Here is a 23,312-nt window from a genome sequence, read left to right as displayed (position 1 = left end):
TTGCTCTGGGAGTAGAATGGTGTGTTGACGTCGGTTATTCCAGCCGCCTTGGGGAAGTTTTGGTCTTGTGAGTAAGGTGAAGTGCGTTATGGCGATTCGGATGATTGCGATGGATTTGGATGGGACGCTGCTGCGGGATGACAAGACGTTGAGCGCGGAGAATATAGCGGCAGTGAAGCGTGCTGTAGATGCAGGGGTGGTGGTGGTGATTGCGTCGGCGAGGCCGCCACGAGCGGTGAAGGCAATCTATGAAGCGTTGGGACTGGATACGATTCAGATTAATTACAACGGGGCGGCACATTACGATCAGGTGCGCGGAAGGTTTGTGAAGCACTTACCGTTGGAGGCGGGGTTTGTGCGGGAGATGGTGAATGCGGCACGCGATTTGGATGAGCAGGTGTATATGAGTTTGGAGGTGATGGACAAGTGGTATACAGATGGTGTGGATGATTCGCTGTTGACGGAGACGTCGAAGCATTTTAAGCCGGACTTATTGGGGGAGTTGGATGAGTTGTTTGAGGAGCCAGTCACGAAGTTGATGTTGCTTGCGCCGAAGGAGCGTTTGGCGAAGGTACATGCAATGGTCTTGGAGCGGTTTGGCGAGCGGATTGCGATTCATATGAGTGATGAGCACCTGATACAGATTGTTGATCCTTCGGTGGACAAGGAGCATTCGGTACGGGAATTAGCAGGGTATTATGGGATTGATCGTGTGGAAGTGATGGCGATTGGAGATGCACAAAATGATGCAGGGATGATTGCTTGGGCGGGGCTTGGTGTGGCAGTGGGGAATGCTTGGGATGAAGCCAAGGTGGCTGCAGATGAAGTGGTGGGGAGTAATGAGGAGAACGGGGTTGCGGAGGCGATTGAGAGGTTTGTGCTTGGCGCATAAAAAACCCGCATGGTGATGCGGGTCATAAAATGTAATTGTGTGTCACTATCTTATTTCACATCAATCTTGCGGCTGTGGACTTCTTCACGTTTGGGAAGTTTGAGGTGGAGGATACCTTTCTCAAGTTTGGCTTCGACTTTAGATGCATCGACTGAGCCGGGGAAGTCAAAAGAGCGGGTGAGTGAGGTATAGCGGCGTTCGCTGATATGTTGTTTGCCACGTTTGTGTTCACGGTCTTCGTGATCTTCTTTGTGTTCAGCTTTGATGGTGAGCGTGTTTTGCTCTGTGGTTACTTCGATTTCATCTTTACTGAAACCAGGGAGTTCGGCTTCGAGTGTGATGGCGTTATCTTTTTCGTAGATGTCCACAGCGAAGAGTTGATGATGGCTGTGTTCATCGCCGAAGAAGCGACTCATTTCACGGCTGAAGGTTTCGAGTGGTGTTTCCCAAGTTTTCTTAATGGATGGCAGCATGTGTTGTCCTTTCTGCTGAATTCATGTGGGTGTGCTGTCGTGTCATTCGGAACTCGTGGCCGACGTGACGCTAAATACTAGGCACGGCTTGTGGGAGGTCTAATGAGTTATGACATGGTGTTTTTTAGGGGTTTTGTTGTAGCGGAGGTGATAAAGCTGGGATGTGAGGGATGACTTTTTGATTCTGAGCGTGAAATGATGAACAATGGTGTGACTATGAGCATCAAAGCATCCATTATTGGTCCGACCGGTTACACAGGCTTTTATCTGATTGATATCCTGCTGCGCCACCCAGAGGCGGAGTTGGCTTACTTGGCGAGTCACCGTGATGAGCTCCCGGATATTCGAGAGGAATTCCCACAGTTATTGGGTCGTTTGGATGAGGACGTGGCGCAATGTAAGCCGATTGATGCGGAGCGGATTGCGGACGAGTGTGATGTGGCGTTTTTGGCGTTACCTCATCGGGCTGCGATGGCGTATGCACCGAAGCTGCTTGACGCGGGTTTGAAGGTGGTGGATTTGAGTGCGGATTATCGTTTGGAGAGCCAATCGCTTTACGAAAAAATTTATGAGACGCCGCATGGTGATCCGGAGAATTTGGATCGCGCGGTATATGGCTTGCCGGAATTGTTCCGGGATGCGATCCCTGAGGCGGACTTGGTTGCGAACCCCGGCTGTTATCCTACAGCGGCAGCTCTTGGGATCTCGCCGCTGCTTTCACATAGTTTGGTGAAGAAAGAGGGGATTATCATCAATGCGGCCAGCGGTGTGACCGGCGCGGGTCGAAAAGCTGCGGCGCACCTGCACTTCCCTGAAGAAAATGAATCATACTTTGCGTATGGAAAGATTGGCGGGCATCGTCATCAATGTGAAATTGAACAAACGATTGGCCGTGTTGCGGGCAGTGAGATGCATGCGCTGTTTGTACCGCATTTATTGCCGATTGATGCTGGGATTTTAGAGACGATTTACTTGCAGCCTGCGACGGAAGACGTGACGGAGGAGGAATTGTTTGAGGCGTTTGAGGATGCGTATAAGGATGAACCGTTTGTGCGTGTGATTGAGAAGACACCGAATGTGAAGCATGTGCGGAACACGAATTTCTGTGACGTGACGGTGCGGCTGACGCAGCAAGGGGACCAGCAGACGATCGTGGTCATGAGCGCGATTGATAATATGGTGAAGGGCGCGAGCGGCCAAGCGGTTCAGAATATGAATCTGATTTTTGATTTGCCGGAAACGATGGGGCTGCTGTAGTTTACGATGAAGATTGAATTTGAGATACGAATGGGACTGATCGGTAAAAGCCGATCAGTTTTTTTGTGGTTGAGGTGAAATGAGGTCAGAGTGAGATCGTCTTAGGGATAAGCGCGAAAGGAAAGTGAGTATGAATGTGATGGAGTCTCGGAAGAAATCAAAATCACTGCTGATTGCGGTGTGGGATGGATCACTGGATACGGGGATGCGGATGCTGTTAACCGTTGCTTTGGCTGCGGGGCTGGTTGCGATGGTTGGATTGATAACCGCGGTGTGTAGCCCCGCGTTTTCAAAAAGAAGTAACTGGGATGAAATGGTGATGGGCGTGTCGTTCATCCCTGCGACGATTGTTTGGATTCCTTTAGTTTATGTGCTATGGACACGTGGTATTGGGCATAAGCCAATCCTGTTTGGTGTGCTGGGGAGTGTGGGGCTCATTGGGCATTCGATTGGTATTGGAATCGTTATCGATTCGATGGTACGTTGGCAGTATTCTGAGATATGGATTTTTACGCTTGTTTTTGCAACGATTTTTCTTGTCGGCCTTTTGTGGACATGGGTTTTATGGTGGGGCTACAAGCGACGATTGGTTTGGGATATGGGTGAGGATCGTGAAGTTTATTGTGTTGATTGCGGTTACAACCTGCACGGTCGGCGGGATACAACATGTCCGGAGTGTGGGGCAACACCGACGCTTGAGGAATTAGTCAGAGGGCAGGGGATGGCGATGGAGAAAGCGGGGAAGGGGTCATGATGAAATATGAAACAGATCATGCTTTATGCAAAGAGTTAAATCATGGGGTTTCATGAAAATCACTGTCATCACGAATCGTTTTGGCGGGGACTCGTTTGCGGCAAGCTCAATGTTTGGATGTTGTTGATGCTGACATTAAGCTGGTCGCTAGTTGTCATGTCGGGACTCATATTACGATTTATGCTGCGCGATCCGGTTGCATGGTATGACTTATGTTTACATGAGTGGATATTGGGTGCAATATGTGTTTGGTTTGTGCCGTGCCTTGTGCTCTGGATTCTAAATAAGCGGTATTTCTATGTTGGTTGCGGTGTGATGACGACAATCGGCGTTCTTGCTTTCCAATGGTGCTTTAAGGAGTATATAGAGCACCATACGATGTTTGATGTGAAGGGGATCTACGAGGATACGTATGGCTTTGCTCGTATCGCCTTTCCTTTCACATTGATTCTTGGTTCATGGACGTGTGTGTTGTGGTGGGCAACACGCAAGCGAATGGTGAATCAGCCGATTGTTGGTAAAGATGTTAGTTGTCCTGAATGTGGTTACAACTTGCGAGGAAGAAAAGATACAACTTGTCCGGAGTGTGGGGCAACACCGACGCTTGAGGAATTAGTCAGAGGGCAGAGTATGGCGATGGAGAAAGTGGGTAGAAATTAGCATGTTGCAGTTTTTTTCTTAGCCACCTTTTTACGGCTAGTCTTTTTCTTTGTTGCTTTTTTTGATCGTTCCGTGGCGCGGATTTTTGATTCAGAGCAATACTTCTGGCAGATTGCATCTTGATCGCACAGGGAGTGGCGAGCTTTGCAGACAGCGCGGCCGTGTAGGATGAGCAGGTGTGAGAGGAGGGTCCAATCTTCTTGGGGAAAGCGGGCCATGAGGTCTTGTTCGATTTTCTTGGGGTCTTTGTGGGTGGTGAGGCCAAAGCGATTGGCAAGGCGGCCAACGTGCGTGTCGACGACGACGCCGTGATTGATATTGAAAGCATTGCCGAGGACGACGTTGGCGGTTTTGCGCGCGACACCGGGTAGCTTGATGAGGTCAGGCATGTTTTGCGGAACTTTGCCATCGAAATGTTCGACAAGCATCTTGGAAGCGCTATGAATTGCCTTGGCTTTGTTTTGCCAGAAGTTGACCTTGTTAACGAGTTGACGGATATCTTCGAGGTCCGCTTTGGCTGCGGCTTGAGGGGTTGGGAATTTCTTGAAAAGGGCAGGAGTGACCTTGTTTACCAAGACGTCGGTGCACTGAGCTGAGAGGATCGTAGCGACAAGCAGTTCGTATGGGTTTTTGTGAATCAGCGCGCATGTTGCATCGGGGTAGCGTTCATGGAGTGCTTTGAAAATCGTTTTGGCTTTTCTTTTTTCTGACGCGGAGGCGGATACGGTGGTGCTTTTCTTTTTTGTTGATTTCTTTTTGGGCATGGCTTAGGTTTCTTGATTTTGATTATGTGATTGTGTGAGTGTGAGGAGGGCGAGTTGTTCGGTTTTGTAGATGAATGGTGAGATAACAAGCATGCCGGTGAGCAGGAGCGCGGAGAGGCCGGTGAGTTGCTCGGAGAGTTTGTGAATGGATTGAAATTCGGTACGGGCGGTGTCGCGTTCGACTTGTTCTATCTTGGGGTTGTACATGGTATCGCGGAGCGTGTGCATGGCAGGTTGGGTCAGATAGATGTGGACAGCGAGCAGTGCGACGACGCACATGAGCAGAGAGATGCGGAGGAAAGAGAGAAGGCGGCGGATGTGGCCGGCGGTTAAGGCGCGGAGGATGACGATGGTGACGACGAGGCCCATGGCGCAGATGAGATGGACGTTGATGAGGCGGTCGATGGTTTCGCCGACGGCGGCACCGGCGACGATGTCGGACCATTGGTCTTGGAAGAGCGACGCGTTGAAGGGTGCGATTCCGGGGGCGGCCTGGTAGCTGCGGATGGTTTGAAATGTGGCGGGCGCGGCAACAGCGATCGCAATGATGGAGCCGATCCATGTGCCGAGGAAGAGGTAGTAGAAACCGAAGGTGAGGCGGGTGTAAAAGAGTTTTTTCATGTCTATCTTGTGATTGGAAAGAAGGATTTGCGGGAGTGGATAGGACGATAAGCTACTGGAGTTTTATGTTTGAGTTGGCGAGGGTGATTCACCGTCGGGGAAGGCGGAGCCGTTTTCGTAAACGATCTCTTTCCAGATGGGGAGCGTGAGTTTGAGTTGATCGATGAGGTAGCGTGTGGCGGTGAATGATTCGGGGCGGTGCGGGGTGGCGGTTTGGATGAGGATGGAAGCTTGTCCGAGGGGGACCGGGCCGGTGGCATGGATGATGCGGACAGCGGCGCATTGAAATTGGTCGATGGCGGCTTGTGCGAGTTCGGTTAAGACGGGTTTGGCCATGGCTTGGTAGACGTGGTAGTCGATGTGCAGGAGCTTACCATATGCGGGGTGAATTTCGTCGCGGGACTTGCCGAGGAAGGTGCATTCGGCGCCACAGGAGGTAGGAAAGGGGTCGAACGATTGATAGGCGACCGGGCCGACGTGGAGGCCGACGTCGATGAAGGGCGATGCTGTTTGTGATTGTGACGGTTGCGACTGCATGAGTCACATTGTATCGAGATTGTGGAAAGCGTTTTGGAAAAAAGGGGTTTGCTTGGCAAGGAGAAATGAAGATAAAAAAATGGGTCCGTTGACAGTGGGGTTTTGCCAACGGACCTCGAGGGAGGGGGTCGGATGAACAACACTGAATCATTGTCGGGGTGGGCGCGCGTTTCCAGTTGAGGGGTTAACTTTTGCAGGATTCATAGGGTAAAACCGATGATGGTGCGATGATATGGACGTGACGCGCATGACAAAGTGTGCTTGTGTGCAAGTCGTTTTGGTTTGCGTATGATGACCCAACGGGTGGAACCCGTGGGCTTGAGTGTGACAGATCAGGATATTATGAGTTGGGATCGATGAGGGATTGCTCGTGAAGTTTGCGGAGCAGGTCGAAGGCGGCAAGTGGGGTGAGGTTGAGCATGTCAAGTTCTTTGAGTTGCTCGATGGCAGGATGGTCACGGAAGATTGTTTCGGAGAACAGGGACATTTGCGCGTCGGAAGCATCGGTGGCTGGTTGCTCTTGCGGGGTGATGGGTGTGGGAGTGTTTTGGAGTTCGGGTGTTGAGGGTGTGGGGGGAGCGCCTTCATGTGAGACGGCGAGTTGTGAGAGCAGGGTGCTAGCGCGCTTGAGGATGGGGTCGGGCAGACCGGCGATTTTGGCAACGTGAATGCCGTAAGAACGGTTGGTGGAGCCGGGGGCTATACGGTGGAGGAAGACGATTTGATCTTGCCATTCGCGGACCGTGACGTTGAGGTTGGTGACGTTGTCGTATTGCTCGGCAAGTGTGGTGAGTTCGTGGTAGTGTGTGGCGAAGAGGGTGCGCGGTTTTGATTGTGCGATGAACTCGGCGATGGCCCATGCGAGGGAGAGACCATCGAGGGTGGAGGTGCCGCGGCCGATCTCGTCGAGGATGACGAGTGATTTTTCGGTGGCGTGGTGGCAGATGTTTGCGGTTTCGGTCATTTCGACCATGAAGGTGGACTGGCCGGTGTGCAGTTCATCGGAAGCGCCGATGCGTGTGAAGATGCGGTCGGTGAGTCCGACGATGGCGCGGTCTGCGGGGACGAAGGATCCGGTGTGTGCGAGGAGTGTGATGAGGGCGGTTTGCCGGATGTAGGTTGATTTACCTGCCATGTTGGGGCCGGTGATGAGGCCGAGCGTGGCGAGGGGTTGGTCGCTGTCTATCTTGTGGTTAGACGGGCTGGATGATTGCGGTCCGAGGTGTGTGTCGTTGGGGACGAACTGATCGCCGAGGAGTTGATCGAGGACGGGGTGGCGGCCGGCTTCGATGATGAGGACGGGGTCGTCGGTGATGGTGGGTTTGACGTAGCGATTTTTGACGGCGGTGAGCGCGAAGCAGCCGAGGCAATCGAGTTCGGCAATGAGGTCGGCGAAGGCTTGGAGGTCGGTGATGTGCTTGGCGGCTTCGGCGGTGAGTGCGGCGAAGAGGTCTTGTTCGCGGGAGATGGCGTGGGATTCGGCGGAGAGTGCTTTGCCTTCAAATTCTTTGAGTTCGGGGGTGATGAATCGTTCTGCGTTTTTGAGGGTTTGCTTGCGGGTCCAAGCGTCGGGGGCTTTGTCGCGGTTGACGGCTGAGAGTTCGATGTAGTAGCCGAAGACTTTGTTGTAGCCAACTTTGAGGTGCGGGATGTCGTGTTGTTCAAGAAGGTCGGCTTGGTATTGTGCGAGCCAGGTGTGGGAATCGCGTTGGAGGCTGCGGTATTCGTCGAGCTCTGTGTCGAAGTCGTCGCGGATGAGTCCGCCTTCACGGAGATGAGCGGGGGGCGTGTCGATGCAAGCAGTGGTGATCTGGTCTGCGAGTGATTGGAGGATGGGCTGAAGGGTTTTGATACGTTCGTGATAGGATGCAACGGTGGGGCGTTCGTCGAGCAGGTGTTCTATCTTGTGGATAGACGATGCGGATTTCCCGAGGCCGACGAGGTCGCGTGGTGTGGCGCGCCCGACGGCAAGTCTCGCAATAATGCGCGGCACGTCATGGATCGTGTCCAAAACTTCACGCAGGTCTTCAAGAAAACGTGAATCAAGCGTGAGCGCTTCGACGACGCGCTGCCGTTGTTCGATGGGTTCGCGATCACAAAGCGGATAGCACAGCCAATGGCGCAGGGTGCGTTTGCCCATAGCGGTGACGCAGTTTTGCAGTGTGCTTAGGAGGGAGTGTTCAGTTTGCGCGCTGCGGAGTGTTTGTGAGACTTCGAGTGAGCGGAGGGAGGTTTGATCGATGATGAGATGGTTTTGTTGCTCAAAGCGGCGGGGTGGGTAGAGGTGGGCAAGGCGGCCGGTATCGGATGAGCATTGTGTTTCGAGGAGATAATGCACAACGGCGGAGGCGGGTGCGAGGGTGGGGTCGTCGTCGGAGAGGCCAAACCCTTGCAGGGTTTTAACTTGGTATTGACGCTTCAGGATTTCGATGGCTTCGCCGTGACGGAATTGCCAACCGGGGCGCGGTGCGGGCGTGCAGCCGATGGTGTCGATGAGGGTTTGGATGTGCTTTGGTGTTTGATTGTCGGCGGCTTCGCAGAAGAGCAGCTCTGATGGTGCGATGCGGGCAAGTTCGTCGGCGGCTGTCTCGGCGGGGAGTGTGGCAATGTTGAACGAGCCGGTGGAAAGCTCGGCCCATGCGAGTGAGACTTGTCTATCCGTGTGATAGACGATGGCGGCAAGTGTGTTGACCTGATCGGATTCGAGGTGGGCTTCGTCGGTGAGGGTGCCGGGGGTAATGACGCGGGTGACATCGCGGCGAACGACGCCTTTGGCTTGTGATGCGTCTTCCATTTGATCGCAGATGGCGACGCGGTGGCCGGCCTTGACCATGCGGGCGATGTAGGCTTCGACGGCGTGATAGGGGACGCCGGCCATGGGTTGGCCTTTGGATCGTTCGGTGAGCGTGACGCCCAGCACCCGGTGTGCGAGCTTGGCGTCGTCGTAGAACATCTCGTAAAAATCGCCCATGCGGAAGAAGAGCACGGTTCCCGGGTACTTCTCTTTGAAGCGGTGGAACTGCTGCATCGCCGGGGTGAGTTTTTTGGGTTTGTCTTTGGTGCTCGCGGTGGTCATAGATGAGCTAATTTACTGGAAAAGCTGACGGATGTGGAGCGGTGAGTGCATTCCACAAGTTGTTTGTGATTGTGTAGAAAGCGGTGTGAGGCAGTGACGCGATTGTATACTTGTGGGATGAGCGAGACGCTGTTTGGAAAAGATGAAGGGTTGGTGAAAGATGCGATTGATACAACCGTTGACGTCAGCGGGGGATATGCAGTGGTGGCGCTGGAACGGGGTGGGTATGCCTCGGGAAGTTTGGGCGAAGGATTGACGTATGCGATCGGAAAGGACTTAGCGGATTTGGCGGTGGGGGAGCGCGTGGAGGTGCCGTTGGGGAGGGGGAATCAGAAGGTTTGGGGTTATGTGACGGGTTTGACGGATGAGGTGCCGGTGAATGCGAAGGGGAAGGTGGTTCGGTGCAAGAATGTGATCGCGCGGGATGAGGGGCGGATTCGGCTGACGGGTGATCTGATCGAGCTTGGGAAATGGATTGGTCATTATTATTGCTCGCCGGTTGGGATGGCGTTGGCGGGGATGTTGCCGGCGGCAGTCAAGCAGCGCACCGGGACCAAGCAGGTGATGATGGTCAGGTTGCCCAAAAGCGAAAATGGTGAGCCTGTAGAAGAACCAAAAATCACGAAGCTGCAGAAGGCGATCATGGAAGCGGCGGCTGGTCGGGATTGGACGGAATTAAGAGAGCTTGCTGATTTGGCAGGCGCGAAGACGAAGGGACCAGTGAAGAAGCTGGTGGCGATGGGATTATTAGAGACGCGGTCACAAGCGCAGGTGCGCGGCCGAGGTGTGATGGATTTTGAGAAGACGGTTAAGGAGGGGGATGAAGTTGATGTTCGGTTTGAGCTCAGCGCGGAGCAGAAGGTAGCGGTTGAGAAGATACAAAGCGGGGATGATGGTTTTGGTGTGAGCTTGTTGCATGGGGTGACGGGGAGTGGGAAGACGGAAGTTTACTTGCGGTTGATCGAAGATTTGCTAGCGAAGGATAAGAGTGCAGGTATTGTGGTTTTGGTGCCTGAGATTGCGCTAACGCCGCAGACGGTGGGGAGGTTTGTAAGAAGGTTTAATCGTGACGATGAACCATGTGTTGCAAACCAAGGGACAGAAAGTGCTGGCAATGATACACAACAGGGGGGGGTCGCGGTTTTGCATTCTGGTTTAACTTCTGCACAGCGGCATGCACAGTGGCGACGTATTTTTAATGGCGAGGCAAACATCGTGGTTGGTGCGCGGAGCGCTATCTTTGCGCCGGTGAAAAAATTAAAGTTGATCATTGTCGATGAGGAGCATGAGGGGAGTTACAAGCAGGATCAGTTGCCGCGGTATCATGCACGGGATGTAGCTGTGAAACGTGGACAAGTGTGTGGAGCACGAGTGGTTTTGGGGAGCGCGACGCCGAGTTTGGAAAGTTATTTCAATGCGACACGGCGGAAGGTTTATGATTTGGTGCAACTTACGCAGCGGGTGCCAGGGATGAAGTTGCCACGGGTGAAAGTGGTGGACATGATCGAGGCGCGGCGGGAACGCAAGGGAGTGCATCTTTTAAGTATGGAATTAGAAGGGGCGATGGCACGGGTGCTGCAAGGGGGCGGCCAAACCATGCTGTTTCTCAATCGGCGGGGTTATGCAAATTATATTGCGTGCCCGGATCAAAATTGTGGTTGGATGATGAAGTGTCGGTACTGTGATGCGATGATGGTGTATCACAAGGATGCGAGTTTACCGATGGGCGGGCAGGTACGTTGTCATCATTGCAGCGCGGAGCAGGTGCTGCCGCGGCTATGTCCTGATTGCAGGAAGAAGGTGACGGTGTTCGGGCTGGGTACGCAGCGGGTGGAGGAGGAATTGGAACGGAAGTTCTCGGGGGCGCGCGTGCTGCGGATGGATTCGGACACGATGCGAAAGGGTGCGGATTATCAGGAGGTTTTGGATGTATTTCGACGTGGGGAGGCGGAGATTTTGCTGGGGACACAGATGATTGCGAAGGGGTTGGATTTTCCAAATGTGCGATTGGTGGGTGTGGTAAGTGGGGATACAGCGCTAAACATGCCGGATTTTAGGGCAGGTGAACGGACGTTTGGATTGATTGCGCAGGTGTCTGGTCGGGCGGGCAGAAGTGATAAGCCGGGCGAAGTGTATGTGCAGACGTTTAATGCTGAGGATGAGATCATCAATTTGGCAGCGGCACATGATTATGTTGGTTTTGCTGAGCGCGAGTTGAAGTTGCGAGAGGAGGCGGGGCATCCGCCAAGTACAAGGATGGTTCGGATTGTTGTGCGTGATCGTGATCGTGGAAAGTGTGAGGGGCTGTCTAATCAACTGTTAGATAAGCTGCGGGCGATGAATGATCGGATGGGTTTGGGGGTGATGATGCGTGGGCCTGTGCCGTGTTCGATTGATCGGATCGCGGAGTTTTTCCGGTTTGAGATTGAATTGATGGCAAGTGGGCCGGCGATGCTGCAGAAGCTCATGGGGGCGATGCGTGGCGAGCGAGAATTGATTTCCGATGGGCAAGTGGCGGTGGATGTCGATCCGATTGTGATGATGTAGCAGCATGCACGTAGGTGCATTTGGTTTGCTAGATACCGGTACATATTAACTGTGGCTAATCAATCAGGATTCAAGGCTGACTTGTTTGACTTCTGGGATAGGGCAGCAATCTGAAAATTTGATAGTGGTTTCGAGCAATTCAGACAAGCAGACGGTGGCGACCGATGAGGCGGAGTCGGACATCGCGTACGGGATGATCAGATGGTCTTCATGCACCAACGCGCCACAGGAGTAGACGACGTTGGGGACATAGCCATCACGTTCAGCTTCGTCGGGAACAAGTAATGGGTTGGGCAAGTGTGCGATGACTTTGGATGGGTCTTCGAGGTCGAGTAGTGCGACACCAATACAGTATTGTCGCATGGGTCCGACGCCGTGGGTGAGTAGTAGCCAGCCTTGGGGTGTTTCGATGGGTGGGCCGCAGTTACCGACTTGGACAAATTCCCAAGGATATCGCGGGCCTTGCAGTTTGATCGCTTCGTTCCAGAAGTGAACATTGTCAGATTTCATGAGGAACATGTTTTCGCCGTCGAGACGACTAATCATGTAATAGAACCCGTCGATGCGGCGAGGGAAGAGGGCCATGCCTTTGTTCTGAACGTATTTGCCGTTGAGTGTGTGGATGGAGATATCGTTGAAATCTTTGGTTTCGAGGAGTTGCGGGAGAATGCGGTATCCGTTGTAGGCGGTGTAGGTGCCGTAGTAGGTAACTGAACCGTCGTCGTCGGTGAAGCAGGTGAGCCGAACGTCTTCAATGCCACGGGATTCGTTTTCAGAAGTGGGGAAGATGACGACTTCGGATGGATCAGTGTTGGGTGGCACAAAGAGGTGGTAGTTGGAGCGGGCAAGCCAGAGCATGTTCTCTGCGGTTTCGTCAAATGGCTCGGGGCAGTCGCCGGACTGTTGCAGCTCGTGAATCTTTGCATCAAGTTGATGGAGGGTGAAAAAGTCGGGGAGTTGATCGAGGATGATGCGAGCAGCGTCGGAGTACGCTGCCATTTCGATGAGCTTGAGGAAGAAGAGTTTTTTCTCGTAGGTTTGGTCTTCGTTGGTGCGGAGTTTGGAAGTGAATCGGCCGGGGGGATCGAAGGTGACGTGGCCGTCGCGGTGGAGGATGCCGGTGCGGAAGACGATGGAGGAAACATGTCCTTCGCCGGTTGCGCGGAGAGACATGATGAAGCGTGCTTGTCCGGGTTCCATGCCGGTCTGGTCGGGGTGTAGGACGATGGAGGGGTTAAAGAGTGCCGCAGATTCGATGGAGTATTCCATGGTGAAATACGAGCCGATAAGGAGCATGCGGTTTTCAGAGAGCGCATCGGGGTCTTCGATGTGCGATTTGACGTAGGCAAAGTGGCGGCGGAAAGCGGCTTTGATGTCTTTGTGGCGAGAGGCGAAGGAGGCAAGAACGTCGGTGAGAAGTTGGTTGACGTCCTCTTCGGAGAGTGAGGCGATGCGTGAAAGCAGGGATTGGATGCGATGTTCACCGCCGATGTGGAAGTAGCGAGTGATGACACGGGCGTCATCGGAGTGGAATTTGTCCGGGCGCCTGATGACTTTGATCTTGCTTTGTTTGAGCATGTCGTTGATCCTAAGCGGGGATGGGTCAACAGATGATAGGCAGGCGAAAGGCTATAAGTGATATCGGCTGCGAGAGAAAGATGCGCTTAAGCGGCAGATGGGTTCGGGTTATGGCAGTGGTACAGGATATGGATCTGTTTTATGGGACCCCACGGAAGCGAAGAGGTGCTTACATAAGAGATTCATGGGTGTTGGCATCTGAGCATGAAAAACCCCTGCTGAGCAGGGGCGGTATGGTTGAATTGCGATGTTCGGTAGAAATTACTCGGCTTCTGGGGGCGGAGAACCAAAGAGGGCGCGGCCGATGCGGACGACGTTGGCGCCTTCTTCGATAGCGACCTCAAAATCACCAGACATGCCCATGGAGAGGACGTTGCAATTGCCGCCGCCGAGTTTTTCTTTTTGCAGGTCCTCGAAGATGTCGGCGGTGCGAGAAAAGACGGGACGGGAGTCTTCAGGATTGTCTGAGTAAGGGGCCATGGTCATGATGCCACGGAGCCGGAGGTGCATCATGGTTTCGATTTGTTCTGCGAGGTGGAGAACAGCGGGAGCGGCAACGCCGAATTTCTGTTCTTCGCCTGAGCTGTTGACTTGGATAAGGATGTCGACGATTCTGTCGGCGCGAGCTGCGTAGTTGTGAAGTTCTTCAGCAAGGCGGAGCGAGTCGACTGAGTGAATGAGCGCGGTAAGGGGCGCGACTTGTTTGACTTTGTTGCGTTGGAGGTGACCGATCATGTGCCAGCGAACTTGATCGGGAATGCCGAGTGAGGATTGCGGTGCGGCACGTGAGAGTGTTTTTTTACGAGCAAGGAATTCGTTGAGTTGCGGGGCGCGTTGGGTGAGTTGTTGGACGCGGTTTTCGCCAAGGTCAGCGTGTCCCATCTCGACGAGAGTTCGGATCTGGTCGGGAGTGGCATTCTTTGTGACGGCAACCATGACAATATCCTTGCCTTTGCGGCCGGAGCGTCGGGCAGCTTGATCGATGCGCTCGTTGATCTGGTCGTAAGCGTCACGCAATTGTGTCGGACTGATGATGTTATCGGTAGTCATAGTAGAAGCGTATGTTGGAAAGGCGGGGTGTGCAAGAGGTTCGTTCCCTTATGAGCTATCGGAATATTCAGACAAATAAGATGAATGTTGTTCATCTTGGGGTATTGGACTTGAGATAGGCGAGAGGGATTAGGGTGTAGATTTGGCGGTACGTTTGGCGACAGATTTTTTGATGAAGATTTTAGTGCCAATGAACGCGGCGATGATGATGATGAGAGCGATGATCACGCCAATTTGGCCTTGCTTGACCCATTCTTTGACCTGAGCGATGTGGTCAGCGAAGAAGTAAGCTGCAAAAAAGATCGCTGGGACGGAGAGCAGGGCTGCGGAGCCGTCGAAGAAGAGAAACTTCCAATAAGGGAGTTTGAAGATGCCAGCAGTGAAGAAGGCGGGGGCACGCATGCCGGGGAGGAATCGTGCGACAAAAATGAATTTGCCGCCGTGCTTGTTGAGTTGCGCTTCGGTTTTTTGAAGGCGGTCTTCGGTGAGGTAGCGTCGGAGGAGCGGGAGTTTGGGGACATGATGCCCATATTTGCGACCGAGCCAGAAGACGATGCCATCAGCACCAATGATGGCGATGAAGAGTGCGGGGAGCATGATGAAAGCGGAAGCAGTGGGATCGGCTTTGCCGCAGACATAGCCGGCGAGGATGATGGGGATATCTTCGGGGATAGGCGCACCGAAGCCTGAAAGAAGGATGACACCGATGATAATGATGTACGGCATCTGAGCGGCGAGATTGGTGATAAATTCTTCCATGTGCAGGCAGATTGTAACGAGTTGGACGGAGCGTGTCGCAGCGGTCGGGAAGTGAGGCGATGAAAAGCGCGTGAGCGATGATTGCATCGGTAATATGACGTCGGAGACAGCAAACATCGCAGGCTACAGACATGATCTCTTGCGGAGTGATGATCAGTCGCATCATTGCATGGGATTAGTTTTACAAGTGTGCTATTAGTCTGATGAAGCGGGGGGAGGTGGGGTATGGTTTTGGCGGAGCCAGTCAAGAGCGGCATCACGGGAGGTGTGGGAAAGATCAAGCTGCAGGTCGTAAGCGGTGTCGAGGATTTTTTTGAATTGCGGTGAGGGGGATAGGCCGAGAGTGATAAGGTCTTCACCGGTGAGGAAAGGTGTAGGTGAGATGCCGGCTGGGTCGTTGGCTAAGTTATCGGCATCGGTTGAGATGCTTGCAGCGAGGTTGGGTGCAATAGCGTAGGTGAGTGGAAGTGTGTGCGGGAAGTATGGTGAGGCAAGTATGCGTTTTTGTTCAGCGATGGTGAATGATGACCAGCCGTTCAGTTGCGGAAGCAGGTTGAGGATGCCAACGAGTATGGTTTGTGTCTCGTTAGAAAGACTGAGTGCTTTTCGTATTCCGGTTATTCGGAAATGCTCGCAGAGGAATGTGGTGATATGAGGAAGACTGGGGACAAGAGAAGTTTTATGGAAGAAACGATCGAGCAACCAGCCAGCCAAGAAGGTTGGATAGGCGAATGGTATGTTCGGCTCTGAATCTAATCGTTGATTAGACAAGTGGGTGAGGATCGGAAGTGGATCATGTTCGAGGAGTGATTGATGGTCGTTATTGAGGATGGGGCCATCGAGCTTGAGTTGATGGATAAGAAAGATAGCGTCATGGGGATTGCTACCAGTAAGCATGTTTTGAAGTTCACCGCCGATGCGCTCACGTGAGATTTGGCCGAGGTATTTGGCATGGTTTCGGATGGCATTGGCGGTGGGTGAAGCGATTGTAAAGCCAAGGCGTGCGGCAAAGCGGATTGCGCGGAGCATGCGGAGATAGTCTTCGGCAAATCGTTCTTGCGGGTCGCCGATAGCGCGGATGGTTTTGGATTGAAGATCGGTGAGGCCTTGAACGAAGTCGATTACGTTTGCTGTGAGGGGTTGGTGTTCGTCTAATTCATGGTTAGGGATGTCGGCGAAGAGGCCGTTGATGGTAAAGTCACGGCGTGCGGCATCGTGTTCAGCATCTGTAAACTGCACATTGTCTGGACGACGTCCATCAGTGTAGCCCCATTCGAGTCGGAAAGTAGCAACTTCGATGGGGATGCGTGATTGATAGACGAGGACAACGCCGAAGGATTCACCTACGTACCGAGATTTTGGGAAGAGTTTGCGGACAATATCGGGCGTGGCAGAGGTGGCGATGTCGTAGTCTTTGGGTGGGATTTGCAGGAGTGCATCACGGACGCAACCGCCAGCGAAGTAAGCGGTATGGCCAATAGATTGGAGTTTGCACAAAATGGCGGATGCAGCAGTGAGCTGTGGCGAAGGAGGGAACTGAACTTGTGCATGCTGGTTTGCCATGAGATGAGATTGTAGCCGAATTTTTCGAGAAACGGATTGGGTTTGTGTCCGTCTACTTTGTAGAGTGGGGATGTTGAAAGGTGAAGGCGATGGCCAGTGTAATGATACAAAAACAAGATCAGTCGTTGGTAGAATCTGCAACTGATGGGGTGCGGGTTGTAGATGGTGAAGTGATTACGGATTTGGAATGTTTGGAGTGCGGCTATAACTTGCGAACGATGCGCGTGTGGGGACAGTGTCCGGAGTGTGGGATGAAGGTGGGGGTGAGCTTACGGAATGATCGGTTGTGCGATGCTTCGCCGGCGTGGCTGTCGACGGTGTATCGTGGAACGCGGATCATGCGGGCGGGGGTGATCTTGTCATTTCCGTTTTTGTATGTGGGTGTGGTGCTGGGGACGGTGGGATTCTTTCATGTGTTGCAAAAAGAAACAGGGCGGCAGGAACCGCGGAAGGATCGGTATTTAAGATTGATGTCGCAGGGATTGCTCGGCGCGGGAGCGATGGGATTGATCGGCGTGATGATGGGATTGGTTTGGATGGTGGTGATGAAACGCTGGCGGATGTTTGAAGACGTGCTTCATTTTGATTGGATGGTGATTGTTGCACATGCGGTTTATTTTTTGGGAGTGATACATGCGTGGATGTATGTGGGGGTGCTTGCGGAGCGGTTGCCGGATGAGGGTTTGGTGAAGCGATGTCAGCGGGTGCGGTGGGATTGGTTCATCGCAATCGGAGGTATTGTTTTGATTGCGGCGATGGCGGATGTGGGGAGTGTGATGTATGAGTGGTTTGGCCATTACAATAAATATTATGGGCCGGCGCTGGTGGGTTGTGTCGGGTTGGTGCTGCTTTGGTTATGGTGGCGAACGGTGCGGTTTTGCGGGGTGGTGATTGAGCGGATGTGTGTGATTGCGAAGGTGGATTTGTGAAGAACAGGAATCAGGTTGTCATGAATCAGATCTCAGAGGCATTCGGTGGTGAGGCAGATCTGATTATGGGTGTCCGGTGTATTCGATGTGGATATGATCTACGCGGTATAAATGAAAAGGGGACGTGTCCAGAGTGTGGGTTTGGGAACGAGTTAAGCCATTCTTTGTTTCGTAAAATTGGAGATCTTGTATGGGGGAGAAAGATTTGTCGTGGTGCGGGGATGATAGCGTGGGGGTTGATCGTGTCCGTCCTTGCGATTCTTTGCATGTTGGGGATTGATGTGTTTGCGCGTAGAGAATGGGGATATGAAATTGTTGCGATGGTGGTTGAGATGATGTTTGTGATCTTTGCTTTACCAGCCATATGTCTCATGATGGTAGGGATTTGGTTTTTCTGTAGTTATAGTGAGTGGGCGAAAGCGATGTCGCCTTGGATTGTATCGACATGGTTATTAAGATGCTGCGCGATGTACGTTGCAGGATATGTGTTGGTGTCCGGATACTGCTTTATTGATCGTCATTTTATGCATACAGGTGTTGCTGAAAGTATGATGCTAACGGTTGGTTCTAGCTTGTTGCCAGTATGTGTGCTTGTCATGGCAGTGGGGTTGCTTGTCATTGTGAGGCGGCTCAATCCGCGGTTTGGCATGTATGGGCATTCTCGTCGTCGAACGATGTTTGTGTCGGCGGTGATTATTATTTGGGGGACGGCAATTCTGTGGTTGCCGATACTTGCGTGGGTGTTTCAAGGGCAGTCAGAGTATTTGGATAGCTTGGTGACGTTTTTGATTGGGGGGATTTTCATCATTGTACTGTTTGCGATTTTTGTTTTTGTGATAGATGCGTTGTTTCAGATTAGGCGTGCGTTGCGGGTTGTGTTGCAGGTGAAGAAATGTTGCGAATTGGAGTGATGCTCTCCGGTTAAGCTAGAAATGAGAAATGATAAAACTACGACCTGTAAGGTCGCAGCTGATGGTGTGTTGTGATTGAATGTGCGAGCAAGTTCTTCCGGAGTGCACTTCCGGGGGGTTAGATGGATTTGAGCATCTCGGAGATTTTCGCTACAGCGGTATCGAGAGCGATGTTCTCGCCGCGGTCGCCGTTGGAGCCGTTGCGGGCTTTGACTTCGATCTCACCATTGGCAAGCCCTTTGTCGCCGATGACCACACGGATGGGGAAGCCAATAAGATCCGCATCTTTGAATTTCACGCCGGGGCGTTCTTTGCGGTCATCAATCAGTACATCATGTCCAGATGCTTCAAGATCGATCGCGAGTTTGTCCACAGCTTCTGCGACTTCACCGGCATATTTGATGGGTGTGATGACGACTTGGAACGGCGCGATGGCGGCTGGCCAAATGATACCGTTATCGTCATGTCCTTGATTGCATTCGATGGCAGCGGCGAGGATGCGGTTTACACCAATGCCGTAGCAACCCATGAACATGGGGACAGCATTATTGTTCTCATCGGTAACGGTTGCGCTGAGTGCTTCAGAGTATTTGGTACCGAGTTTGAAGATATGGCCAAGTTCGATGCCGCGGGTTTCAGAAAGAGTGTGTCCTTCTTCACGCGGCGAGGGGTCGCCAGCCATGGCGTTACGGATATCAGATACAACCACGGCATCATCAGAGCGAAGTTTGCTCGTGAGATCGCGTTTCCAATTGAAGTGTTTAACGTGGCAATCTTTTTTGTTAGCGCCGGTGACCCAGCCAGATGGCGAGGTGTTGGGTTGTGCAGCATCAAAATCAACAATCACGCGCGTGAGAGGTGCGGTGGCACCAATTTGTGGACCGACATAGCCAATTGCAAAATCGTGACGCACCGCTTCGTGTTCTTCAATTAGCGCGACCGCTTCGATACGTGGATTAATCTTTTCTTTGACGGTTTGCAACAGCTTCGCTTCGTTGACTTCATGGTCGCCGCGCACGACAGCAATGATGAAGAATCGTTCTGGCACGAACTCTCGGGCACCGGGTGTGTACTGAGCTTCGTATGCGTGTTCCTGTTCAAGGTCTTCGTCAGTTTTGAGTGATGCTTCAAAGACGAGCGTCTTGAGCATGTCCAGTTCGGTGATACCGAGCTTGGCGACAACATCTGTGATGCCGGGACAGTTTGGCGTGTGGATGTTTTCGAGGGGAGCCGTAGGTTCGGCGGAGAGATCGTATTCGCGGGGACCGATCTCAGCTTTTTCGATGTTGGCCGCATAGTTGCCTGAGGATGATTGGAGGATGATGTCTTCACCGGTGGGTGAAGGCGCCATGAATTCGTGCGATGCGTTGCCGCCGATAGGTCCGGCTTCAGCTTCGACGACAAGGTAGGGCAGACCGCATGCTTTGAAGATGTTGCAGTAGGCTGCGTAGTGCTTGTCATATGCTTCGTTGAGGCCACCTTCACCTTCAAGTTTGGTATGGAAGGAGTAAGCATCTTTCATTTGAAATTCACGTGAGCGGAGAACGCCGAAGCGGGGACGGAACTCGTCACGAAATTTGGTTTGGATTTGGTAGAGCGTTTTTGGAAGGTCTTTGTATGAGGAGAAGTACGCGGCTGCGAGTTCGGTAATGACTTCTTCGTGCGTGGGGCCGAGGGCTTGTTCGCGGCCGTGGCGGTCTTTGACGACGAAGAGGTTTTGGCCGTAAGCGTCACGGCGTTGTGTTTTCTCCCAGAGTTCGATGGGTTGGAGTGAGGGGAGAAGGACTTCAGCAGAGCCGATAGCGTCCATCTCACGGCGGACGATCTCCATGGCTTTACGGAGTGAACGCAAGCCAAGTGGGAGGTAATCGTAGATGCCGGAGCCGAGCTTGCGGATAAGGCCTGCGCGGATCATGAGTTTATGAGAGGGCACTTCAGCGTCAGAAGGGTCTTGGCGTGAGGTGGGGATGAGCGAGTTGGTCCACTTGGTGGGCATGTTACTTCGTCCTGTCGGGTTGCATTTGGGGTGAATGTCGTTGGGTGTGGAGTGGCTGTGTTGTGAGTGGTGATGAGGCGCACGGCTTGGCGAATCATTATGGGGCATGATACCCGGTTGCGGTCATGTGCTCTACATCGGTCGAGAGTGGGGGAAGAGGCGTAGAGAAAAGGGGTGAAAGAGGGCTGTGTAAAGGGTGAATGCTGTTGTGAGGCGTACGCTAAGTAGATAGAATTGAGGCCATGCTCAGGATTGGTTTGCATACGCTTGTGCTTATTGGTTTAGCTGCTGTTTTGATGATCAGTGGTTGTACTGATCCGTTGTTTCCGAAGAGTGCTGAGCGTTCGCCGTATCAGCGGTACTCGGAGTTGCGAGGCAAGGACCGTGGCGGTGCGTATGAGGTTGATCCGAACAACCCGATGAAGATCAATCGCGATCTGCGTCGGCGGCTTGCACCACTGGATTAGAAAGAGGTTTGGTGAAGTGGGCCGTTTGTGAGCATGGGGCGAAGCAGGCAGGATAGAGGACATTGCGAAGGGGGGGAGGGCAATCATCGATCTATGCTTAAAAATCGCCTGGATAAAACGCAGCATGTTAGTGTTGGTGTTTTGATTATTATGGGTCTGTTTGTGCATTTATCAAAGTTTGTGTGCGGGCATGCCGATAATTGATCATGGTCGGTAACAGGTTTAACTGTTAGAACAATTTTGGAATCCTAACTACAGAGCTGGGGCTCGGGTTTGGTCGTACCTGATAAGAGAACTTTAACTGTGTTGGCTGCACTGGTCGTCGGAATGACGGTGGTCAGTGGTTTGTTGCTTGTGTTGGAGCCGGGGCCGATGGCACCATTGGCCGGTGTGACAATGATGTCGACCGATGCCGCACAAGGTCCTGAGGATCGATTGTTCGATTTTCCGCAGGAAAAACAGCGTCCTTGGCAGTCAATCGTAATCCACGACAGTGGAGATGCGATGGGTGATGCTGAATCATTGAACCAGTTGCACGCGACAGTTGGCAAGGGTGGCTTGGCTCATCACTTTGTCATTAATAACGGCAGCATTCAGACCGACGGTTTGATTGAGATTGGTTATCGTTGGCAGAAACAGCAAGGCGGTGCATATTTGGACCGTCGAGCAGCTCGGTCACAGGAAGACCTTGATCAGATTAACTGGTTCCATGAAAACGGGATTGGGATCTGTATGGTTGGCAATGCGGATGAGAAATCATTCAGCGAAGCTCAGATGCGTGAACTGGTATGGTTGGTGCGTCAGTTGCAAGATCGATTTGATGTGCCTCGGGAAGCGGTGTTTGTTCAAGTAGGGAGCGGTGAGGCTGATGTGGTGCCGCTATTTGCTGATGCGAGCTTCAAACAGCAGTTAAGCGACTGATTCCGCGTTATCCTCGATTCTGGCTGGAATGAAGATTGAATGGCCGACTCTTTCTTATATGGGTCGGTTTTTTTAATTACCGATGAATGGGCTTCAAAAAATTGGCTAAACCGGAGGATTTGGTTATGTGCGCATGAGTGAATTCAATTACAATGGCGATGACGTTTCGTGGACAATTTATCGGCCTGTTGCATATTTGGTACAGGGCGTAGAATAGTCCGGGTGGGCAGGCAGAAAAGTCGTTTTCCTGCAATGCCGCTGGAGCATCGCTTGTGTGAAAACACTGTGTAAATGATGGAATAGGATAAAGTTATCCACGATTCGGGACGATTGATCCATTGTCTCTGTTGTGTGGGTGACTTAAGAACGCTAGAGTTGTGGCATACGTTATACCATTATTTCGTATTTTAATATTTTGTTAGGGGAAGAGGGCTGCTGGACTGCGTAACGTGTGGTTTGAGCAGCGAAAACTTGATTATGGCTGAGTTTCATGAAATTCTCGGCTTCGAAGTGGTAGCAACACTTGGACACGGTGCGCGCAGCACAATCTACGCGGTGCGTGACAAGAAAAGTCGTGAGCTATTTGCATTGAAGCGTGTGGTACGCAACGGCACTGCTGATCAAAGGTACATTGATCAGGCGGTATCGGAGCATGAAGTGGCCACGCGGTTTAATCATCCGATCCTACGCCGAAGCATTAAGGTCTACCGTCAGCGGAATTTTCTGCGGACGAGTGAGGTCTATGTCCTGATGGAAATGGTGGATGGCCAGACGCTTGAGCAATATGAGCCCAAGGGTTTGATTGAGCTTGTGAACATTTGCAAGCACGTGGCGACGGGGCTTGGGGTGATGCATCAACAGAATATTATTCATGCGGATATGAAGCCGAATAATGTGATGGTGACCACGGATGGTTCGGTGAAGGTGATTGACTTTGGGCAGAGCTGTGAGAACGGCGCGGTGAAGGAGCGTATCCAAGGCACGCCGGATTACATCGCGCCAGAGCAGGTGATGCGACGAAATATCACGCCGCAGACAGATGTGTTTAATCTGGGGGCAACGATGTATTGGCTTCTGACGAAGAAGCACGTGCCGACGATGATCCCGAAGGGGAAAGCCGGCGTGGATCTGAAGACGGATGACGCATGTGTGCCGCCGATGGAAGTGAATGGCAATGTACCGCCTGCATTGTCGAGTCTGGTGATGGATTGCGTAGAGCGTAGCCCGCTAAATCGTCCTGCTACGATGCAGCAATTGGTGGATCGTTTGGAGATCGCGGCAGCGCAAGTGATCCGTCGTGAATCTGGTGTGAATGGTCACAGTAATAGCGAATCGCTACTGGACGATACCGCGGAGATGTTTGCAGAGTTTCCGGATGAGATGCTGGAAGAAAAGAAACCGGAACGAAAGAAATCGCAGCGTGATGCAAGCTAGATCTGACGGATTAATCAAGATGAAGACAACCCTTGGCGGATGCTGAGGGTTTTTTAATGATTTTTGGATGCACATATGCGAGAATTAATGTGTTGCGTGCAATCCTTGACTTGCGGCAACGTC

Annotated in this window: 20 protein-coding genes; 10 read left to right on the top strand and 10 right to left on the bottom strand. The window is 52.4% G+C overall.

The features are described from left to right. Window positions 1–88 precede the first annotated feature (88 nt). Complete coding sequence (locus tag ACQ6WK_RS11975; RefSeq protein ID WP_432797614.1) at window positions 89–892, top strand: Cof-type HAD-IIB family hydrolase; 804 nt, start codon at window positions 89–91, stop codon at window positions 890–892. Window positions 893–942: 50 nt separating this feature from the next. On the opposite strand, the gene ACQ6WK_RS11970 is transcribed toward ACQ6WK_RS11975, so the two are convergent. Continuing rightward, a complete protein-coding gene (locus tag ACQ6WK_RS11970) occupies window positions 943–1,365 on the bottom strand; it encodes an Hsp20/alpha crystallin family protein (RefSeq protein ID WP_432797613.1) in 423 nt (140 codons plus the stop codon). A gap of 195 nt (window positions 1,366–1,560) precedes the next feature. Here ACQ6WK_RS11970 and argC point away from each other — a divergent pair, with 195 nt between their 5' ends. From argC to ACQ6WK_RS11955, 3 genes are all read left to right on the top strand, one after another. Further along, window positions 1,561–2,622 carry an N-acetyl-gamma-glutamyl-phosphate reductase gene (gene argC, locus ACQ6WK_RS11965; protein ID WP_432797612.1) on the top strand — a complete coding sequence of 354 codons (1,062 nt, stop codon included), beginning with the start codon at window positions 1,561–1,563 and terminating at the stop codon, window positions 2,620–2,622. A 130-nt stretch (window positions 2,623–2,752) separates the two neighbouring features. Next, window positions 2,753–3,376: a hypothetical protein gene (locus ACQ6WK_RS11960; RefSeq protein ID WP_432797611.1), complete on the top strand. Its 624-nt coding sequence runs from the start codon at window positions 2,753–2,755 to the stop codon at window positions 3,374–3,376. A 42-nt stretch (window positions 3,377–3,418) separates the two neighbouring features. Next, window positions 3,419–4,036, top strand: coding sequence for a hypothetical protein (locus ACQ6WK_RS11955; RefSeq protein WP_432797610.1), 618 nt, complete (start codon window positions 3,419–3,421; stop codon window positions 4,034–4,036). On the opposite strand, the gene nth is transcribed toward ACQ6WK_RS11955, so the two are convergent. From nth to mutS, 4 genes are all read right to left on the bottom strand, one after another. After that, window positions 4,033–4,800: an endonuclease III gene (gene nth, locus ACQ6WK_RS11950; RefSeq protein ID WP_432797609.1), complete on the bottom strand. Its 768-nt coding sequence runs from the start codon at window positions 4,798–4,800 to the stop codon at window positions 4,033–4,035. The genes ACQ6WK_RS11955 and nth overlap by 4 nt on opposite strands. Window positions 4,801–4,803: 3 nt before the next feature. Continuing rightward, window positions 4,804–5,421 carry a hypothetical protein gene (locus ACQ6WK_RS11945; protein WP_432797608.1) on the bottom strand — a complete coding sequence of 206 codons (618 nt, stop codon included), beginning with the start codon at window positions 5,419–5,421 and terminating at the stop codon, window positions 4,804–4,806. A 63-nt stretch (window positions 5,422–5,484) separates the two neighbouring features. Further along, on the bottom strand, window positions 5,485–5,958 hold the full coding sequence (locus tag ACQ6WK_RS11940; protein WP_432797607.1) for a molybdenum cofactor biosynthesis protein MoaE: 474 nt from the start codon (window positions 5,956–5,958) through the stop codon (window positions 5,485–5,487). 340 nt (window positions 5,959–6,298) lie between these two features. Beyond that, window positions 6,299–9,034, bottom strand: coding sequence for a DNA mismatch repair protein MutS (gene mutS / locus ACQ6WK_RS11935; RefSeq protein ID WP_432797606.1), 2,736 nt, complete (start codon window positions 9,032–9,034; stop codon window positions 6,299–6,301). A 93-nt stretch (window positions 9,035–9,127) separates the two neighbouring features. Here mutS and priA point away from each other — a divergent pair, with 93 nt between their 5' ends. Further along, window positions 9,128–11,581, top strand: a complete 2,454-nt coding sequence (gene priA, locus ACQ6WK_RS11930; RefSeq protein WP_432797605.1) for a replication restart helicase PriA — start codon at window positions 9,128–9,130, stop codon at window positions 11,579–11,581. Window positions 11,582–11,644: 63 nt separating this feature from the next. On the opposite strand, the gene ACQ6WK_RS11925 is transcribed toward priA, so the two are convergent. The 4 genes from ACQ6WK_RS11925 to ACQ6WK_RS11910 form a co-directional block, all read right to left on the bottom strand. After that, window positions 11,645–13,159, bottom strand: coding sequence for a glycoside hydrolase family 130 protein (locus ACQ6WK_RS11925; protein WP_432797604.1), 1,515 nt, complete (start codon window positions 13,157–13,159; stop codon window positions 11,645–11,647). A 261-nt stretch (window positions 13,160–13,420) separates the two neighbouring features. Further along, window positions 13,421–14,209, bottom strand: a complete 789-nt coding sequence (locus ACQ6WK_RS11920) for a YggS family pyridoxal phosphate-dependent enzyme (RefSeq protein WP_432797603.1) — start codon at window positions 14,207–14,209, stop codon at window positions 13,421–13,423. Window positions 14,210–14,338: 129 nt separating this feature from the next. Beyond that, window positions 14,339–15,085, bottom strand: a complete 747-nt coding sequence (locus ACQ6WK_RS11915) for a DedA family protein (RefSeq protein WP_432797602.1) — start codon at window positions 15,083–15,085, stop codon at window positions 14,339–14,341. A gap of 78 nt (window positions 15,086–15,163) precedes the next feature. Further along, a complete protein-coding gene (locus ACQ6WK_RS11910; RefSeq protein ID WP_432797601.1) occupies window positions 15,164–16,531 on the bottom strand; it encodes a CCA tRNA nucleotidyltransferase in 1,368 nt (455 codons plus the stop codon). Between the two features lie 89 nt (window positions 16,532–16,620). Between ACQ6WK_RS11910 and ACQ6WK_RS11905 the strand changes: the two genes are divergently transcribed. Both ACQ6WK_RS11905 and ACQ6WK_RS11900 read left to right on the top strand, forming a co-directional pair. Then, window positions 16,621–17,460, top strand: coding sequence for a hypothetical protein (locus tag ACQ6WK_RS11905; protein ID WP_432797600.1), 840 nt, complete (start codon window positions 16,621–16,623; stop codon window positions 17,458–17,460). Between the two features lie 20 nt (window positions 17,461–17,480). Next, the gene (locus ACQ6WK_RS11900) at window positions 17,481–18,371 is read left to right on the top strand and encodes a hypothetical protein (RefSeq protein WP_432797599.1); all 891 of its coding nucleotides are present in this window, start codon (window positions 17,481–17,483) and stop codon (window positions 18,369–18,371) included. A gap of 118 nt (window positions 18,372–18,489) precedes the next feature. On the opposite strand, the gene ACQ6WK_RS11895 is transcribed toward ACQ6WK_RS11900, so the two are convergent. Next, window positions 18,490–20,367, bottom strand: a complete 1,878-nt coding sequence (locus tag ACQ6WK_RS11895; RefSeq protein ID WP_432797598.1) for a proline--tRNA ligase — start codon at window positions 20,365–20,367, stop codon at window positions 18,490–18,492. A 242-nt stretch (window positions 20,368–20,609) separates the two neighbouring features. Between ACQ6WK_RS11895 and ACQ6WK_RS11890 the strand changes: the two genes are divergently transcribed. The 3 genes from ACQ6WK_RS11890 (at window position 20,610) to ACQ6WK_RS11880 (ending at window position 23,189) form a co-directional block, all read left to right on the top strand. Beyond that, the gene (locus ACQ6WK_RS11890) at window positions 20,610–20,834 is read left to right on the top strand and encodes a hypothetical protein (protein ID WP_432797597.1); all 225 of its coding nucleotides are present in this window, start codon (window positions 20,610–20,612) and stop codon (window positions 20,832–20,834) included. 273 nt (window positions 20,835–21,107) lie between these two features. Continuing rightward, window positions 21,108–21,755 carry a peptidoglycan recognition protein family protein gene (locus ACQ6WK_RS11885; protein ID WP_432797596.1) on the top strand — a complete coding sequence of 216 codons (648 nt, stop codon included), beginning with the start codon at window positions 21,108–21,110 and terminating at the stop codon, window positions 21,753–21,755. 477 nt (window positions 21,756–22,232) lie between these two features. After that, the gene (locus tag ACQ6WK_RS11880; protein ID WP_432797595.1) at window positions 22,233–23,189 is read left to right on the top strand and encodes a serine/threonine protein kinase; all 957 of its coding nucleotides are present in this window, start codon (window positions 22,233–22,235) and stop codon (window positions 23,187–23,189) included. Window positions 23,190–23,312: the final 123 nt, after the last annotated feature.

This window comes from Poriferisphaera sp. WC338 (genome assembly GCF_050931845.1).
Lineage (GTDB): Bacteria > Planctomycetota > Phycisphaerae > Phycisphaerales > Phycisphaeraceae > Poriferisphaera.
The sequence above is the reverse complement of the archived record's forward strand: the minus strand, read 5'-3'. Positions and strand labels throughout refer to the sequence as shown.